This is a genomic window from Vibrio sp. Vb0304 (assembly GCF_033338995.1).
Taxonomy (GTDB): Bacteria; Pseudomonadota; Gammaproteobacteria; order Enterobacterales; family Vibrionaceae; genus Vibrio; species Vibrio alginolyticus.
Genome location: NZ_JAWOTT010000002.1, coordinates 120987 through 139515, shown reverse-complemented (window position 1 = coordinate 139515; position 18529 = coordinate 120987). Strand labels below are relative to the sequence as shown.

Genomic DNA, 18529 nt, shown 5'->3' with positions numbered 1-18529 from the left:
TGAATGCTCGATGTGAACTTAACTTAAAAGAAGATGATTTACGCAATAGGGTTGTTGGTAGTGCTGCAAATGTCAGCGTGATACGTCGCTTTACTTTGAACCTAGTACGTTTACAGTCGAAGAAATATAGTGTTGGGGCTGAAGCCAAACCAAGCGTGTCAGAGCGACACAGTTCGTATTGAACCCTTATTGGGTTGAAAAGCGTTCCACGCTGGCTGTCGCCCTGATGCTGATAACTGCGACGATAAATTGATACCGAGCAAAACGATAATTTTATATCTGTTTTAATCCAATATTGATTGAATAATATCAAATGCTTTTTCTATTTTTTGGGTAGGAATAATGCCAAATCCAAATAAGAGGGCATTAGAATGATTGTTGATAGAAAAATGCGATGATGGGTAAACCGCTACATTTGATGAAGCAAATTTATTCATCATTTGTGTCGCGCATCCCGATACTTCAGCTGCTATATGCAATCCACCTTGGCTTGGAATACGTTGTAAGCAATCTATGTTGTCAATTAATTGAGTTAGCTTATTATACCTTTCGCTGTAGATTTTATTCATATTGAGTAAATGGTAAGAGAAATGACCGTCACGCATGAATTCGTCAAGTAGGATTTGAGACACTACAGATGTACTTCTTCCCAAGTGCCATAACATATTTGAAATTGGCTCTATTAAAGACTTTGGCGGAATCATATAGCCAATGCGTATGCCGGGAAATAGTATTTTAGAGAAACTGCCTATCATAACGACGCAGTCATTTTTGTCTTGTGACTTGAGAGCTTTCTTACTGGTATTGAGATAGTGATATTCCGAATCATAATCATCTTCGATAATGATTGCGTTATTAACTTCTGCCCATCTCAGCAGTTCTAACTTCCTGTCAGCTGAGTAGCTAAAGCCTAAAGGGAACTGATGACTAGGCGTTGTATAAATAATTTTGGCATTAGAAGCGATTGATTCAACGACAACACCTTGGTCGTCCATCGGCACGGAGCCTATTTGCGCGCCAAGTAATCGAGCTTGATTTCGAAAAACAGGATATCCTGGATCTTCCGTCGACACGAGATCCCCGGGAGAGAGTAATGTAAGGAGAGTCGTCATTATTGCCTGCTGGCACCCTTGAGTAATGATGATGTCTTCAGGGTCACAGATTACGCCTCTCGAGTGTCTCACATACTCGCAGATAGACTCTCGTAAACAAGCTAACCCTTGTAAATCACCGCCATGTGCAAACTCTGGAGTTAATGCATTGAGCCTACTCAGTCTTGAGTGTCGCCAAATATGCTTTGCTATTCTCTGATGATCAGGAACGCCTAAAGTGAAGTCATAGTCTAGATTCTTTGGTGCGATGATCTCTGGCTTCTTCGATGCGTTAGTGCCAAACACCCCTAGTTGGTAGTGTTTTATTGGTCTCTTATCTTGATTCACCGTTTGTTCTAGAGCATTACTTACGTACGTGCCAGATCCTGCCTTTTTTACTATCCACCCCTCGAACTGAAGTCGCTCATACACCGAAATGACAGTGTTTCTTGCTATGCCTAACTTTTTCGACAGCATGCGGGTTGACGGTAATCTCTCATTTGATCGTAATCTGCCTTCTAATATCCCTTGGTATATCTCGGAGTAAAGTTGTTGGCTGGTGACTTTTCCAGTTTCGAAGTGTAGTGAAAATGGCATCGTTTTCTCTGTAGACGTTGAAAAGTGGTTCTAAAGCGTTGTGAGGATGTGGATCTGTATATACCAAGTATATCTACCTAGTATACCGTTATCGTGATATGGAGAAAGCGTAATTGAGTACACTATTTCCCCATTTTGGAAACGGATGTTACTTACATTCGTATCTAACCGGCCTACCTATCAACGGTGATCAGGTTTAGACCTGTTTATATCGCACTAAAAATTTGAAGACACAGTGTTATTCATCGAGGGTTAACGATTGGAGTTCTTCAAGTCAGGATTACTTTTATATAAAAAGTTAAAAGCCTTGGAATAAACTAGAAATTAATTATAAGTTAAAATTAAAAAATTGAGGGTTCAATGAAGTTAAACAATGCCTTGCTGGCCATTTTATCGCTCACTTCTTTCGTCACGTTTGCGAAAACGGAGTTAACGGTTAGCAGTCAATTAAAGAGCGTAGTTGATGAATGCGCTAAAGGATTAATCAACGAATACGACATTCCGGGGTTGGCTGTTGCAGTAACGATTGATGGTAAACGTTATTTTTATAATTACGGTTTGGCTGACGTAAGTAAGGGGAGTTTAGTCACCAACGACACAATTTTTGAACTCGGCTCTATCAGTAAAACTTTTACTGCTACTTTGACTGGGTACGCCCAAGAAAAAGGTAAGCTAGACATGGATGACAAGGTCAAAGATTATATTCCAGAATTAGAGAATAGTGCTCTGGGTAATACCAAGCTAGTTAATGTCGCCACCTACACTGCAGGTGGTCTACCATTGCAATTCCCTAGCGAAGTAACGAACGACGCTGAAATGATGCAGTACTACAAAACGTGGAAACCGGAGTACGAAGCCGGTACTAAGAGGAAGTACTCAAACCCTAGTATTGGTCTATTTGGCTACATCGGTGCCTTGAGTATGAAGTCAGACTATACGGAAATGATGGAAACCGTCATCCTGCCTGAGCTCGGTATGACCAATACCTTTGTCGATGTACCAAAGGATAAGCTTAACAACTATGCTTTTGGTTATAGTTCTGAGGGAAAACCCGTTAGAGTTAATCCAGGTATTCTTGATGCACAAGCCTATGGTATTAAATCAACAAGCTTAGATATGCTTCAATATATCGAAGCAAATATGGGTCAAGCGCAACTTAATACTGATATAGAAAATGCGCTAGAGAGAACTCATACTAAGTATTTTGATACCGACACGTTTACACAAGCCGTAGGATGGGAGGGTTATGATTACCCCGTTTCACTTTCGCAATTATTGAAGGGTAACTCCAGCGATGTAATTCTCAAAGCTAAACCGGTTCAAGCAAGTGTATCTGGTACTCTCGGTCGTGACGTTTGGTATAACAAAACGGGCTCAACAGGTGGCTTTGGGGCATATGTCGCGTATGTACCCTCTGAAAAAATAGGCATAGTGATTCTGGCGAATAAAAACTACCCTAATGCAGAAAGAGTAGAGGCTGCTTACCATATTATTAGCTCAGTGGTGAAGTAAATTTTAGTGGTAATAGGCACTACGTAATTATTAGAGCTTATTTAGATACATACTATCTACAGTGTTTTATTAGATAGTATTTATAGGAGTATTCATGAAAACTAAGCATTGGTCTAAGGTGACTTTGCTACATGAAGTTGTTACGAACCCAAATATAACGATTAAAGGTAAACATAGTTATTACAGTGATTGTTGGGACGCCGGTTTTGAAGAGTCTGTTGTAAGATATCTACAAGGCGATGAGTTCAGCCGAGATTGGGAACCAAAATGGAAGATTGATAAGTTACATATAGGTGACTTTGTCTGTATTGCAGCGGAAGTTGTCATTGTTATGGGGGGAAACAGTACACATAGAGCTGATTGGTTCTCCTTGTACCCATTTATGGACTTTATTGAAGAAGCGTACGTCGGGAAAGGAGATACTCATATTGGCGATGGCGCCTGGCTCGGTATGCGATCCATGATAATGCCGGGTGTGACTATCGGAGAAGGAGCAATCGTTGCGGCAAACAGTGTGGTGACGAAAGATGTTGAGCCTTACAGCATGGTTGCGGGGTCACCAGCTAAGCATGTCAAATATCGCTTTTCTCGAGAGACGATAGACGAACTGCTTGCTCTTAGGATATATTATTGGCCTGATAAGAAAATCGACAGCCTGAAGAGATTTTTATGTTCAGACGATTTAGAAGGGCTGAGAAAGGCAAGCGCTGAATATGATAGAAACCACTCATAATCGTGACAGCGTCACTGTTTAGAAAGTAAGAAAGAGGTATTGTTGGGCCTCTTTGTATTAGATATCTAGCCAATACAATGAGTAATCATTTTATTCTTTTATTGATCTTTTACGTGAACATGATAGGGCGCGTACCATTTGCGTTCAAGAACAAGAGGACAACGTGTTTGGTTAAGGGGAAACCGATGGAATATCGGGAAATTATAATCATTAAGAGCCGCATGTAGCGGCTCTTTTTGATCCTGAAATTGGTTAGTGGCGACAGACTACGAAGCGCTCAGAGGGTTACGAGGACTCGCTTCAGATAAATGAAGAAAGAGCGAATCGAAGTGGCTGTTGTTACCTATTTGACTGCTCATACCGTTGCCATTCCGCTGTTAACTCTGCTTTTTCTTTTCTCGCTGCAATCAGCATTTCTATATTTACGTCAGTGTTTGGGTGCCTTTGAATGTATCGTTCGTAATCAACCGGAACACCATTGATGTGCAGTTCAAGATGTAAATGCGGCCCTGTTGTTCTTCCTGTGTTACCCGTTTTCCCTATCACTTGTCCTCGGCTGATCTTCTCACCAACATGGACGTTGCGCTGAGATAAGTGTAGGTAGCGTGATACAGAGCCATTTGTGTGGCGGATATTAATGTAGTTGCCGGCAAAACGGTTGTAGCGGGACTTTAAAACGACGCCATCAGCAATACTACGAATCGGTGTACCTACAGGTGTGGCATAATCAGTGCCTAAGTGCGGAGTCGTTATATTGGTCACTGGATGTGTTCGCTTTAAGTCATAGTCAGAGCTCACTCTGTAGTTTTTATCAAAGGGTGAAGAAAACATGAACTGATTATTTATCGACACACCATGCTCATCAAATACGTTACCGTGACCATCATTGATAATAAATAAATCAGTTTTACTGCCTAAATAGTAAAAAGAACTAATGTAAGTTTCATTTTTACTATTTAATTTAGTTCTTAAGATAAAGTTATCACCTCTTTTAATAGAGTCAATAATATTAAACTTGCTTTTGATAAGTGCTAATAGCAAGTTGATCTCTTTTTGACTCACTCCTGATTTTAATAATGAAGCGACAAAAGAGTATTCAACAACACCGATAGTGATTTTTTGCCTACGAGTATTCTTATTAATTGGTGGCTGCACATTCTTACTTTCGAATTCTAAAGGCTTGATGGTAGGTAGCCTATCCACAGGAGTGAGGAAGTAGTGAGAAAGCGATACGCTAATCAATATGATTAACGCAGTAGTGATAAAGGCTACGGTAGGAGCTTGCACACTCCTTTTTATTATTAAAATAGTCATTAGTTTTGTTGATTTATCAATACTGACAGTTGTGCGTAGAGTATAATATTTTAAATAAAAACTAGCATTAAAGCATGAGTAATTCCTCTGTTTTAACTAAGTTAATAATTATAGGATGTAAGAATAATTTTAATAATTCAGTCAAAGTGACGGTTGGCTTGGTGTTTATGCCTATTTTGTTGGTGTTAATGTCACGTTGAGAAAATATTTTTCAATAATATAATCTCGGGAAAATATATTTTGCCAAATTACTATGTTCGCTAAAAATACGCTGAAATTAACATTAGGTCTTACGCTTACATCTCTTTTATTGAGTGCATGTGGTGGTGGTGATGGAGGAGACAACACACCGCCAGCTAGAAGCAAAGGAAGCATTTCCGGTATGGTGTTTGACGCCCCAGTCAATGGCGCCAAGATTGAGGTTTTCGAGTTCAAAAATGGAAACTTAGGTCGGAAGTTGGCTAACACAACGTCTGATGCCTTCGGAAACTATCTGCTAGAGTTTGAATCTTCGTCAATGCCTCTTTTTGTTGTTGTAAAAGAGGGGAGTTATACCGATCCGTTTACAAATGAAACGGTATCTGTGAGTAATGCGAAGACACTTAAATTTGAAGGTGTTGTGAACTTTAAAGAGGGGAGTGAGCAAAAGTTAATGCTTACTCCGCTGTCGAACTTGGCAGCAGGCTTGGCAAAGTACAAAATTTCTCAGGGGGCCACAGATGAAAGTGCCTTTTCAACTGCTTTGGATAGTATCAATAGCATGTATGGCTTTGACGTAAATGAGACCAAACCTATTGATATTACCAAAGGTGGGCAAAGCAGCTTTGCTAGTGTAGGGCATCAATACGGCGCTTTATTAACAGCATACTCGTCTTACTCTTACGATCTTATTAAAAAATACGGCAACAGCGATAACGTCTACACTTCGATGCACTTCGCTGACATCCAATATCGGGATGTTATTGCAGATGGTGTTCTTGATGGTCTTGAAGTGAGCCAGACTTCCGGAGCAGTGACTCCCCTCAGCTTTGGACAGAAAAAGATAAACAGCGACGTTTATACACGTGACTTATCTCAACATGTTTTGATCGTGGTAAACGACCCAAGTATCAATATTTCTGGTACTGATGCTGCCGACTATGTCGACTTTAGTAAGAAGCTTAATGACTTAGGTACATATGGCAGTACAGATGGCGTCATTCCACCGCGAGATGGGACGGAGATCGATACCACAGCGCCTATCGTGACACGCATTGACCGTGATGTACTTGCTGGCACCGATAAAGTTGATCTAAAAATTGTTGATGATATCGGTGTAGAAGACGTATCCGCCTTTATTCAGTATCAGATTAATGGCTCTTGGTCTGGTGAATTTCAATGTAACGACATACAAGATTTTGGAAGCACATTCTGTTCGGTTGAATTTGATGATTTTGAAGTTGGCCTTCGAGAGACCAACGTTAAAGTTAACATTAATACCAAAGAGATCGATAGTGTAGATATGAACCCTGCCACAGGGCTCTCAAACGTAACAGCAGCACGGTTAGTCTTATATACAGCGGATGTACTGGGTAATGAGTTAATTCCAGGCAGCCATTCGGGTCTTCATATCAACTTTGAATGGGATAACGATGCGCCTGTTATCGATATTACATCGGCGAGTGCAATTAATAACCAACTTAAAGAATACGTTCTGAAAGGGGTTGTAAAAGAAAGCTCGCAAGAGATTAGTTCGGTCAGTATTTCATTTAAAGATGGCTTACATGAGGGCGTCACATGTTCTCCTGTCACTGTAGAGTCTGGAAATGCTTGTGAGTTTAGTAAGGCTTACCCAACTGATGAATTCCTATCTACGACGGTCTTTGAGGTTCGAGCGAGGGATAGCAAAGGCAATACGGGCTCTGCGCAGCATGCAGTAAGTCGTGACGATCAAGCGCCAGCACAGACGATAACCTATCCTGAAGGTACGTCAATGACGTACGTAAATGTGGGTTTAGATGGTGAACGAACCACTTACGATGGTATCTACTCTCAAGATACGTACACCCCAGACAATGTTCAAGCAAGCCGCGATTTCCTGAAGATTGATTATGCGTACGCAAGTTTAGGGATTAAGAACTCATTAAAAGGGATAGATTTTAGTAACTTCAACGCTAATTTATTGAAAGAGAATAAAATCCCTTATGTTCGTGTGAAAGTTTCAGACGTAAACACCGATACGGTTTTAGGCTCCAACGCTAATAAGCTTAAGCTCGTCGTCAAGTACTACGTAAGCCAAAACAACGATAACAACTACTCACTTCAGCAAGTTATTGATACAACGGCATCAGATGACGATTACATCGCAAAAATTCCGCACGAAACGCTGTTAGATAGCAATGGGCGAGTAGAGGATGTCATCTATTACATTCCTTTTGTAAGAGATATTTTGGGTGACAGCTTTAAATCGGTATCAGAAAACAGTAGTCAAAAGTTAGTCATTCAAACCATCGATGAGTCTGATAACGAAAGTACTCCAAGAGAAGTATATTTTAGAAGTAGCTTTGACCTACCAACCACAAAAGTGGTGACACCATTTATTGGTGCGCGAGCTCAACTTGAAGGGTTGAGCCCAAGTGGTGAATTCACTTCACTTGCAAGTTGTACCACTATCCAGCAACTGGAAAGTGACCAGTCTATGGCTCTTGACGTAGCGAGCTGTGAAACCACAACTGACGTAGTGAATTATGATTTCATGCGTGTTCGTTTAATTGGTATCGAAGGTAGTGAGCCATACTATTACCAATGGAAAAGAGATCCAGGGACCAAGAAAGTAACGGTTGACTTAAACAAGGCCAATATTGGTGTGTATTTTAAGCTCAAAGGTTCTCAAACTTACTATATTACTGAACTATCGACATATCAGACTGGTTTGTTTGATTTCCAGTGGGATCAAGTGACAGCGGGAGAGAAAACTTCAGAACGTGCGATTCAAATTCTTGATGAGGTGCGCTACGCGTTATCAGGTACGAATAACAACTCATTCTTTGGGTTTGATCCAACGGTTGTGTCTTATGCAACCAATGAAATGCTTACGACTAAAGCGATTCCAGACAAGCCATCAAATGACTATCTACACCGATTCCTTGTTGAAGCAATTGATAGTATTGCCGAGAGAATGCCAAGAAATAACTCATTAGATTTTGCATCTGCTATTTACGATGATTTTAGCTACGATGGAAAAGCAAATGGTATAGGGGCCGGAGGAAGTCAAGTTACGCTCGATTCTTACACGCTTGGCGCTGAAACTTACCGAAAAGATCTGGCGCAATCCTATTATGAAATCATGGCGAGCAAATACGGTATTGAGACCAATATCGCGCAGCTCTATGTTGATGATATTTCGATGGCTAATCCTGACTTAAATGGTAAGAACATTTTTGATACAGAGGGTAGCAGTATCGATACCTTGCCGCCGCAGCCAAAATTAACCATTGAAAGCGGTAGAGAGACGATGGTTGGTAATAGGCTTTATATCGCTGGCGAGGTTGTTTCTAAAATTGTCCTAGACGATCCTTCTGGTATTGTAGGAACCGACGCTCACGGCCCGAAGTTTAGCACGATGTGGTATCAAGCCAATGAGCCAAACATTGAAATACCACTGGACATCAACGTCGTAGAAAACTCAGACAGCAGCAATGCTTATCGAAAAGAGTACTTCTTCACCCTTAACTCCCAGTCTAGTGAACTAAAAGATATTATAGAGTTTGCCGTGGAGACCAGTGCTATGGACCCACATGGCAATGCGTATGGTTACAATGGTAAATCTCCGTTTATAGAATCGGTGTTTATTGATAACGACTTCCCTAAGGCCACTTACCTTCCACCGAATGATGTCGATGGTAAACCTGTAGAAAACGGTATTTATTTAAATGCGAACAATACTCATGAATTAACCTTCAAGGTTGAGGATATTGTTGGTGATAAGCTTGCCTCGAGGGGCCTTGTTTTCTACCAGCAAACCGGTGAAAAAGTAACATACACACCAGAAAACTTTGCAAGTAACTCGAAAGACGCGTTTAAAGTCAAACTATGTACGGGCGAGATTTGTTCAAATCAAGGCTCTACGATTTATCCTGGTGATGGAGATTGGTTAGTTGTTGCAGCAGCAGAGGACAACTTAGGTAACTCCGTTTCAGAGTTAACTAGCACCGCTCCGAGATTCAATATTCGTATCGACTCTGAAGCCCCTATTGTAAAAAGTGAGCAGGTTCAAAGCCGTTTAGGTGGTAATAACCAATGGGCACCTGTCATTGATTGGGGGACGTTAAGCTCTGGCAATAACGTAAAAATAGATTTGCGCCGCGGATCTGGTCAGGCTCTGACATTAGAAAGCTGTGACCCTCTAACAGAGGCGTGTGACGTACCATACCTAGTTGGTGAACAGCCTGACGTCAAAGTCCAACTGGTTTCAAAAGCATTTGATTACGATGAATGGAATGAATTTTACGTCACTGCGACGGACAACGCTTACCCTGCCAATGTTAGTACAACAGGGAAATTTACCTTCCAAGTCGATAACAAAGGCCCTGAAATCATCCTAAATACGCCTTGGGTTGAAGACACATTGTCTAAAGAGAACTATGTCATAGGGCGTGAGTTCAATGTGCGATTTAAATCCGTAATAGACGATTCAGACCTTGAGCAAGTCTCGCTGTATCAAAGTGGTAAAGATTCGCCAATTAAGACAATTGTGCCAACGGATTCATCTAAAGAATTTGTCATGTCTCTTATCAAGAGTGACACAGATAAAATAGACATTTCTGAAGATGAAAAAACAACGTCATTGTATGTAAAAGCAACCGATATTTATGGTTTTGAGTCTAGTTCTAACACGCACAAGGTTATTCTTGATCGTGATGGGCCAACATTAGGCTTAAGTGGTTTCAATGCGAATGACTACTACTTAGGTAACTATGTCTTTGACCTAACGGCGCTAGACCTAAATGCAAACGGTGATGTTTCAATTAATGGCGTAAATCGAGAAAGCCTAGAGTATTGGACGTTTAGCGATCTGGAACCATTACCTGGCTCTTCTGGTACAAAAATCAATGAGGATCTCAAAGTGAGCCTTGGTGATTTAGGTACGGGTACACACAAGATTCGTTTAAAAGGGTCTGATGTTCGTGGCAACACAACCTTAACCAGTGATGAGCAAGATTTTACCGTCAAAGTGTACAACTCAATCCCGCAGGTGACGCTGGCGATGAGTTACACGGATGGAACGCCAATTACAAACAACACCATCTATCAAGATGGGAATATCGTACTTACGCTTGATATTGTTGATGATAGTGGCGTTGATCGAATTGACTCAACGTATAGATTCTCTGGAGAGCAAAACGGGACTAACTTTACGTTCTCAGAAACCGCAGATGGCACTTGGACTGCAACGTTGCTTTCTACACAAATTGCCAAAGATGGTAATTATGAACTTGATATCAAGGTTTATAACAAAGTTCGTTACCTTGATGAAAAAGACCGAAAGGTTGGAAAAGTAAACCAAACCTTTAGCGTACAGCGTGAAGGCGTGGTTCTAACAGTTGAAAGCCCGCTGGACTTCCAAAATTACTTATCTGATGGTGTTCTTGATGTCACCTTTACTACATTGAGTGCGGTCAAGGCCAAAACGTTAGAGTGTTGGGTTCGTGAAGAATACAACTCTCTAGATGCGCCACCAACTAATGAGCAACCAACTTCTGGTGTTATCAACGTATCGCAAGAACCTTACAGTTGTAGTGTCAATGTTGGGCAAAACATGACCAAAGCACCTGTTACTTTGATCACTAAAACCTTGGGTACAAATGGGCGTGAAACGATCAACAAGTTCAATTTCTCGATGGTGGATATTGATGCACCGACAGTCGTGGATGGTAACTCATACAGTTTTAAAGGAAGTGATGTTTGGTTTGATGAAGCTTTGAAGAAGAAGATGCTCACATTTGAGCTCTCTTTTAATGATGCTTTATCAGGCGTGAATACCGAAAGTTCAGATGAATATCCAAAATTGGTTCGTAATCTTGGCAACAAAGCTTATACACCAACGACTTGTGCCAAAGGTGTTGGAAATATCAAGTGTACGTATTCTGAATCCTATGCCGATATTATTGATGGCCTGAGTACAACTCAAGAATACAAAATCAAGAACTTATCTGATTTAGCAGGAAACTTGACGCCAGAGCACGATCTAATGCTTGAATTACCTAAAGGTTCGGTAGTCGTTGAAATTACTGATCCGGTCGGAAACACAACCATTAATGGTCAGCAGCTTGTCGCCAAATTCAGAATTAAGCTGTATGAAAACTCTAGACTAGACAATGTGATGGCCAGGTTTGGAACGGAATCCTACAACTATAAAGATAATCCGGAGAAGTTTGCACAATTAGAGGTGTGTGCAGATGACCCAACCTACAAGTGTTCAACATTTACAAGTGAACTTCCTAGCGATGCGGATGGAAAAACGATCAGGACAACGATTACTGCAACGGATGTGTGGTCGAGAGTCGGTGAAGCGAACGTTGATATTAAAGTTGACAACACACCTCCAAGTGTTGGCGATGAGATAATCGTAACCGAATCGCCAACAAATCCAGATAATGTTCGTTTTCGTTTTGACATAACGGACACTGGTAGCAGCCTCACAAAAGTAAACTACTCGGTTTTAAACCCGAGTTATCAAGAAGAAAGAGTAGAGGATGGGAATGGTTCATCTACGTACTTTGAACTACCGAAATCTCAGTTAGAGGGGCGTGGTTCAATCACGGTTGATATCAAAGCGACAGATAGTGTTGGGCTATATTCAGACATCAGAAAAGTCATTGATATTAGTGTTCCTAAAGTCACGATTGATTTCGATGGGATTACGAGTTTGCAGGGTGGGAAACTGTTTTTTACCAAGGCGAGCCAGCCGTTTACGGTATCTACTGTGGAAGGAGAAAGAGTGAAAGCTTCACAATATTCTGTGGAGCTTATTTCAAGCCTCGGTGATTCCTTGCGTTACTCAGGTGATGTTATCTCATCTAGTGGTAATGGAATGATGAACTTTGCCGTCGATAACCAAGGGTCATACACCCTTAAGGTGACGGTGACGGACTCAGTTGGAAGAGAGAATACAAGCTTTGAATTACTAGGCAAAAGTTATGATGGAAAGGTTATCGAATCTATTGTTGATTATGACGCTCCAAGTATTTCGGGCTTAAGTGCTAATCAAACCTCTAAGGTGCCGACAAACGATAAGTATCAACTAGAAATTAGTGCATACATTACAGATAAAAATTTAAATCTCGTCACGTCAAAAGCGGTGAGTGGTGGTAGCACAGTGGCTCCTCAAGCGATTACTGAGCCGACAACCGAAGCGGGGCCTTATGTCATAAGCTATTTGTTACCGAAAGGCGATCATACGATCACGGTGGCAGCAACAGACAAGGTGGATAACAAGAGTGAAAGTTCTATTGACGCGCATGTGGAAGCGGCAACCGTTCCCGGGCTAAGTATCTCTACCGCCTCAAGCGCCCCTCTTTTTGGAGGCGAAGAGATTACGCTTGCGTTTAACTTTACAGAAGAAGTTACGAACTTTGATATCTCAGATGTCCATCTTGTCGCTAGTGATAGCGGTGTAACAGGAACGTTAAAACAAGATACTTGGTCGACTTCAGACAATATTACGTGGACGGTTAACTATGTCAGCCCAGAAAAACAAGATAAAAATATCACTATTCAGGTAGAAGACAATAGCTATCAAAGTACCAACACCATTCCTGGAAAAGGAAGCAGCTTAAGTATCGCGGTTGAAGGAACCTTACCAAAACTGACCAATGTGACATTTAACCCCGAGCATCAGAGCGTGGGGCAAAGCGTGAGTGTCTCGCTTGAGTTTGATAAAGAGCTCCAAGAGGCGACCGCTACGCTTGGCGGCAATCGCATTAGTTCTCTGTCAGCAACGGCAGATAAAAAGGTCTGGGTTGGTGATGTACAAGTTCCGAGCACCGCGCTGTTAAGTGTCGACTTGGTTGTTAGTCAGTTTAAAGATTTGACTGGCAACATAGGTGAGGATAACACCGCTCACGAATTGCCAATCACGCCAACCTTAGCTATTAAGCCAGTGGGCAATGTGGATGAAACGCATGCCGCCACACTACAATTCGAAGGCACGTCGACACGTTTTGACGGTCAGTCCCTGCGTCTTGAAGTGAAAGCCCAAGGCAGCGCGACGGTACTAAAAAGCGGCAGCGCGACAGTACAAGCCGGTGGCACTTGGACCAGTGACGCGATGGATATGAGTCATCAAACCAATGGCACTTACATCGTGATGGTGACGGGGACGAACTCAGCGGGCATTGAAGTGAGTGAAAGTCAGAGCTTTACACTGGCGCAGTCTCTGCCAACACTGACTAACGTGACGTTTACGCCTGAGCACCAAGCCATTGGCCAAAGCGTGACGGTGACGCTGGAATTCGATAAAGATCTGCAATCCGCCTCAGCGGAGTTAGGTGGCACGACGATCACCTCATTAGTGGCAACCGCGGACCCAAGTGTTTGGACTGGTGATGTGGTGGTACCAAGCACGTCGGAGATCAATGTGGCGTTGCTTGTTCGTGACTACCAAGACTTCTCAGGGAATACCGGTAGCCAGAACACGGCTTACTCCATGCCGATCACGCCGACCTTAGCCATCACGCCAGTGGGCAATGTGGATGAAACGCATGCCGCCACGCTACAATTCGAAGGTACGTCGACACGTTTTGACGGCCAGTCCCTGCGTCTTGAAGTGAAAGCCCAAGGCAGCGCGACGGTACTAAAAAGCAGCAGCGCGACAGTACAAGCCGGTGGCACTTGGACCAGTGACGCGATTGATATGAGTCATCAAACCAATGGCACTTACATCGTGATGGTGACGGGGACGAACTCAGCGGGCATTGAAGTGAGTGAAAGTCAGAGCTTTACACTGGCGCAGTCTTTGCCAACGCTGACTAACGTGACGTTTACGCCTGAGCATCAAGCCATCGGCCAAAGCGTGACGGTAACGCTGGAATTCGATAAAGATCTGCAGTCCGCCGCGGCGGAGTTAGGTGGCACGACGATCACCTCATTAGTGGCAACCGCGGACCCAAGCGTTTGGACTGGTGATGTGGTGGTACCAAACACGTCAGAGCTGAATGTGGCGTTGCTTGTTCGTGACTATCAAGACTTCTCAGGGAATACCGGTAGCCAGAACACGGCTTACTCCATGCCGATCACACCAACCTTAGCTATTACGCCAGTGGGTAATGTGGATGAAGCGCATGCCGCCACGCTACAATTCGAAGGCACGTCGACACGTTTTGACGGTCAGTCCCTGCGTCTTGAAGTAAAAGCCCAAGGCAGCGCGACGGTATTGAAAAGCAGCAGTGCGACGGTACAAGCCGGTGGCAATTGGACCAGTGACGCGATGGATATGAGTCACCAAACCAATGGCACTTATACCGTGATGGTGACGGGGACGAACTCAGCGGGCATTGAAGTAAGTGAAAGTCAGAGCTTTACACTGGCGCAGTCTCTGCCAACGCTGACTAACGTGACGTTTACGCCTGAGCACCAAGCCATCGGCCAAAGCGTGACGGTAACGCTGGAATTCGATAAAGCATTGCAAGGTGCCGCAGCGGAGTTAGGTGGCACGACGATCACCTCGTTAGTGGCAACCGCGAACCCAAGTGTTTGGACTGGTGATGTGGTGGTACCAAGCACGTCAGAGCTCAATGTGGCGTTGCGGGTTAGTGACTACCAAGACTTATCAGGAAACACCGGTAGCCAGAACACGGCTTACTCCATGCCGATCATACCAACCTTAGCCATCACGCCGGTGGGCAGTGTGGATGAAACGCATGCCGCCACGCTACAATTCGAAGGTACGTCGACACGTTTTGACGGTCAGTCCCTGCGTCTTGAAGTGAAAGCCCAAGGCAGCGCGACGGTACTAAAAAGCGGCAGCGCGACAGTACAAGCCGGTGGCACTTGGACCAGTGACGCGATGGATATGAGTCACCAAACCAATGGCACTTATACCGCGATGGTGACGGGGACGAACTCAGCGGGCATTGAAGTGAGTGAAAGCCAGAGCTTTACACTGGCGCAGTCTCTGCCAACGCTGACTAACGTGACGTTTACGCCTGAGCACCAAGCCATCGGCCAAAGCGTGACGGTGACGCTGGAATTCGATAAAGATCTGCAATCCGCCGCAGCGGAGTTAGGTGGCACGACGATCACCTCGTTAGTGGCAACCGCGGACCCAAGTGTTTGGACTGGTGATGTAGTGGTACCAGACTCGTCAGAGCTGAATGTGGCGTTACTAGTTCGTGACTACCAAGACTTATCAGGGAATACCGGTAGCCAGAACACGGCTTACTCCATGCCAATTACACCGACAATACACCTAGACGTTATCAACGATGTTACTGGAGTGGAAAGCGTGACAGTAAGTGGTAGCAGTGAACGATTTGAAGATGGTGAGTTCATAGATATCAAAGCAGTCGACGCTGATGGTACAGAAGCCACAGGCATGGCAACCGTGCTTTCAGACTCATGGACAACTGATTTAGATCTTTCAGGACTGAAGGAGGGAGTAGTGACGATTTATGTAAATGGTACCAACAAGCTTTCCGCCTCTGCCGAAGAGGCTCAAGCAACATTTAACTATGATCGTTTCGCAAGTACAGCCTCCTTAGGTGCTGTTTACAACCGATATTTTAGTGATAACAAAACTTTAAAAAATGCGGCATAAATAAAGCGAGCGTTTAGCTCGCTTTATTTCTTTGGGACTTTTTGTGATATTTATCAAAATAATTGCCTTTATTGATAAGTTACTCGAATTAATGAATCGTCTTAATACAAGGCTGAATAACTATAATAACTAGGCCAATGTTGCTTTTAGGTGTGTATGACGTGATTGTGATGGTCGCTCGGCAGGAGCTGTGGTGAATGTGTCGCGTTGAAAATCTTTTTAAATATTATATATTTACGCTCGTTTCTATACTCTGAGTATAGTGTTCTGCATGAGGTCGATGGGTAATACCTCACCTCTTTAACTCGCGATGAAGCAAATTTAATCCTAGCAAGCTTCAGAGCAGTTACTTTTGTGAGTGCGTAATGCGCTCACCTTTTTATTTAAACTTCCTCAGTAACAGTCAATTTGTTGTTTGTTGCTGAGGAGGGCACCTCATAAACTTCTGAATTTCCTCGTGCTTACCTGAAGCACACGTTACTACGATTTTTGTTAACTTCAGTCCATAAATTAAATTTTTTTAGATAGTAAGATTTTACCATTTTGACAGAGTGGGTGATGTTACTGGCTTTTATTGTGGTCAAATCGCATGTTTTAATAGTAAAAATCACCATTTTTTTGGTGTTTTTGATTTCGGGCGATTTTTCTATCTCGTTGAAAATAAATGGCTAAGTAAGTAGGATACGCAGACCAAATCGTACTTGTAAGCCTTATCAGCTTAATTGTCACCGCAGCCATATTTACGATGTTGGTTGTGGAGAATTCAAATGCATTTAGTTTGCAAATTTATACCTAGCTCGAAGCTATCCTCCAACGAGCTATCTTATGTTCTTACACCGGACGAGTGTATAGGACAGCTTTCGCGTTTGCGAAATTCAGATGACATCCTTAGAAACCTCCCTAAAGAATTGGCGCAAAAGATTTCCATCTCTGCCAAAAAAACGACCAGCGCATTACTAGCTGCTATAAGAATCGAATTGGGAAAAGGCAATTGGGTGTCATTATCTACCGTTGCACGTCGGTCGCCATTGACGGACTCTCAGCTGCAAAGCTTCCCTAGACTTAAATCACTCGTTGACTCTGTATCTGCTTCGAATGAAAGCAAAGCTTTTAAAGCAGGATACAAGCAGGTTATCGACGATGTTGCTTTAGTTCGTAGTTACACGCATGTACCTTCTGAGCCAAGCCCAGATCAAAAAATCGTTGTTGAGTTTGCAGGGCAGTGGTCTAGTAATGCAGCATGTTTGATGTTGGGAAAAACCGAAGCTCAAAAAGAAAAAGTGACTGTAGGCAAGGCTGATACAGAAAACAAACACCGCAGCCTCGCGACGTTTAAAGATCTCGAAGCTGAGGGCAAAACGCTCTATATCAAAATCCCTTGTTCCGACCAACCTCAGCCAATCTTGCTTAAACTCGCCGAAGACCTGCAACCCGTTGATAAAGAAACTCAGATGGATGAGTGGGACAACGTGTTGGTGCCGGTAGTTCCAGTTCATAAGAGTGATTCAGGGTATGTATCTATTGATCGCGGTTATATTTATGTCGTTTGGCAATCAGAAGTTTGGCGAGAAATCCAAGTTCAAAACGACGGACGCTTTTCTGATGTCGATCTATCGCTCTACCAAAGCACTAAGTCCTCGCCTCAAAGATCGGTCGATATCAGCTTATATGATGAAGACTCCGAAGCATTTCTGTCAGGGGAAGCGTTTCAACTGTACCAAGACGGTAAAAAAGTCTATGAGGGCGTGTTGGACGAATACGCTTGCGCCCGTGTTTTTGGTCTTACGGGAGAAGAAGTTGAGGTAGTGGTTGCTGATTGGCCTAATGAAGGCGAAACATACAGAGAATTATTTCAAACCGAGTTGAGTCCATTTAAGGCTGGAAGTAAAACTAAGAGAGAGCCGCTTGGTGTTCCTTTGCCTCATATTTGGCTTCCATACAAAATCAACGGCAGCGTACAGAGTGATGTTGCTCTTTATTATTCTCGGGCTCAACTCAATACTCAGCAACTCAACGAGTTAAAGAGCGGGAATAACGAGAAAGCGGTTAAAGTAGACCTCAGTGATTATTCTTCTGCTCATAACTTTGATGCGAGCTCCGAACCTGTGATTTCGCTGCCGAATCTAGATACTCAAGTGTTAAGCAAATCAGATTACAATGTCGTCAGTCAAAAAGAGCAGGGTGTTGCTGCCGCTGTTGTTAACTCCCCAAGTGAAGGCATCGTAATTACTTATAAGAGTAACCCCCAATGCGATCAACCAGATGATTATTTCCAACTGGCGTGTGTTGATGAAACATGGAGCCAAAAGATTTTTTTGCGCGAGGCTGAGTTTGTGGATCAGTATTGTAAAGAAGTCGTGTTTAGTGGTTGGTTACCAGAAGTTAAAAGGGTCAATCTAACCCGTCATTGCCGATCTCATAACTCAGATAAAACGGTCTTAATGTCAGTAATTTTTCAAGACATTGAACTCACGGAACTATTATAAA

The 18529-nt window shown here is 42.9% G+C and carries 6 protein-coding genes; 4 read left to right on the top strand and 2 right to left on the bottom strand.

From position 1 onward, the window contains the following. Positions 1-284: 284 nt before the first annotated feature. The gene (locus R7P35_RS05675) at positions 285-1688 is read right to left on the bottom strand and encodes a PLP-dependent aminotransferase family protein (RefSeq protein ID WP_205461070.1); all 1404 of its coding nucleotides are present in this window, start codon (positions 1686-1688) and stop codon (positions 285-287) included. Positions 1689-2048: 360 nt separating this feature from the next. Here R7P35_RS05675 and ampC point away from each other — a divergent pair, with 360 nt between their 5' ends. Then, positions 2049-3200 carry a class C beta-lactamase gene (gene ampC / locus R7P35_RS05670; RefSeq protein WP_205461069.1) on the top strand — a complete coding sequence of 384 codons (1152 nt, stop codon included), beginning with the start codon at positions 2049-2051 and terminating at the stop codon, positions 3198-3200. 94 nt (positions 3201-3294) lie between these two features. Beyond that, positions 3295-3933, top strand: coding sequence for a CatB-related O-acetyltransferase (locus tag R7P35_RS05665; protein WP_213904424.1), 639 nt, complete (start codon positions 3295-3297; stop codon positions 3931-3933). A 339-nt stretch (positions 3934-4272) separates the two neighbouring features. On the opposite strand, the gene R7P35_RS05660 is transcribed toward R7P35_RS05665, so the two are convergent. Then, entirely contained in the window at positions 4273-5247 is a 975-nt protein-coding gene (locus R7P35_RS05660) for a M23 family metallopeptidase (protein WP_054865523.1), read from the bottom strand. 253 nt (positions 5248-5500) lie between these two features. Here R7P35_RS05660 and R7P35_RS05655 point away from each other — a divergent pair, with 253 nt between their 5' ends. Together R7P35_RS05655 and R7P35_RS05650 are read left to right on the top strand one after the other, a co-directional pair. Then, the gene (locus R7P35_RS05655; protein WP_318091836.1) at positions 5501-16042 is read left to right on the top strand and encodes a tandem large repeat; all 10542 of its coding nucleotides are present in this window, start codon (positions 5501-5503) and stop codon (positions 16040-16042) included. Between the two features lie 767 nt (positions 16043-16809). Continuing rightward, positions 16810-18528, top strand: a complete 1719-nt coding sequence (locus tag R7P35_RS05650) for a hypothetical protein (protein WP_042522646.1) — start codon at positions 16810-16812, stop codon at positions 18526-18528. Position 18529: the final 1 nt, after the last annotated feature.